Origin of the sequence: Rhodococcus sp. NPDC127593 (assembly GCF_042671975.1) — a bacterium.
GTDB lineage: Bacteria > Actinomycetota > Actinomycetes > Mycobacteriales > Mycobacteriaceae > Rhodococcus_F.
In genome coordinates this window covers 1-1604 of the sequence record NZ_JBHXWI010000168.1, presented here as the reverse complement: position 1 = coordinate 1604, position 1604 = coordinate 1, and the positions used below count along the sequence as shown (strand labels likewise).

General features: G+C 65.1%; 1 protein-coding gene. It reads right to left on the bottom strand.

Annotated elements, in window-relative coordinates; genetic code table 11:
• Positions 1–10: 10 nt before the first annotated feature.
• Entirely contained in the window at positions 11–1462 is a 1452-nt protein-coding gene (locus ACFVJ3_RS49390; RefSeq protein ID WP_378459032.1) for an NF041680 family putative transposase, read from the bottom strand.
• Positions 1463–1604: the final 142 nt, after the last annotated feature.

The window sequence follows — 1604 nt, the reverse complement described above, 5'->3', positions numbered from 1 at the left end:
AGCTTGTTATTTAACCTGGTTGGGTTTCACTTTTTGGCTCCGTGATGTCGATTTTCGTGCGTTTCCCGACGTGATGGTGCTGGGCGGGGCGGCGGTTCCTCGAGCCGGGTGGGCGTCCGGGACCGGGTCGACTGGGTTTCGGTGCACTGGCAGGATTGGGCATGGTCGCGCGGATGCGCGGAAACCCTCGGCGCACGCGCGCCGGCGTCAACCGTCGCGGTGGGGCGGGTCGTTCCCACGGACGGCGTAGGTCTTCGGCGAGCGGCCGGGCGAGCCGGAGTTGGGTGTGCGCAACCAGGACGATCCAGGTCCATCGGTCGGCCGCCTCGGGGTTGCGGATCTTCGGGGCGGTCCAGCCCAACGTCTGCTTGAACAGCCGGAAAGTGTGCTCGATGTCGAAGCGCCGCAGAAACATCTGCCACAATCGGTCGATATCGGCGGTGCCCGCACCCGGATGTGAGCACCAGAGCCACACCGGTTTGGGATGCCGGTCGCCGGGCAGGTGATCGACCGTCAGCCGGATCACCGTGCCTTCGACGATCGGCGGCGGTCCCGGGTGGTCCGCCCACGATCCACGGTGAGTGATCCTTGGGTGCAACCGATTCCACGCCGCAGTGACGGCTGTTCCGTAGCGGTCGGTGTCGGTATCGGTGTTGCTGTCGGGTTCGGGCCAGGTCTGGGGGTCGGCGAATTTGAATTCGGCACCGTGCCGGGGTGGGCGCCCGGTTCGACCCGGCGGCGGCGCGGGGAAATGCAGCACCCGATCCGAACGCATCCGACCCAACACCTGAACCGGTAGATCGGCGAGCAGGAACGCCATCCGTGCCAGTTCGTACCCGGCATCGAAGACGAGCACGATGTCCGGGTCGCCGTCTCTCCAGTGCCCGGCCGATTGCAGTCGCCCGACTACTTCGCGGACTTGTGCCGTGGTGACCGTAGTTTCGTCGTCGTCGGGCCGCAGGCGCACTGCGTCGAGTACCGCCGTCCACGACGTGCGGCCCACCTCCAACGCGGCGACGAAGGAATACGGCCACCCGGGGATTAACTGTGCTTGATTCTTACCGCGACCATAGACGTGACAGAACGCTCGCTGGGAGCTGGTTGGCGCATCCGGGCGCAGCCACGGGCTGATATCGATGGCCAGGACGATCCGGCCATCGCTGCTTCGCGGCAGGGGAAGTGCTCCGACTGCGCGTCGCAGTCGATCGATATCTACTCGGCCGCAGTTTAATCCGTCGTACAAGGCGCCGTGACCGCGCCGATGCTCAGGGGTCAGCGACAAGTCGACCAGTGTGGTGACCGGGTCCCCGGAACACAGCAGCGCATCGGTCAGCTCGAACACCGCATCGCTGCGCGCCGACAAACACCGGTAGAACTCTTCGCGGAACGACACCAGCTCGACCCGGTCATCCGCGCACGACCCTTCCCCGACCACCTGCGTGTAGGGCACACTGACACTCACGGCCACCGCTTGCCTTTGTCTCGAAAGTTCTGTGAGAGGAACCTCAAGATGATCAGGCGGTGGTCGCCCCATGCCGTGGCGACACGCCGAACAACATCATTACCAACTGCCCCGCGCGATGGCCGAGGTTAAACGACAAGCT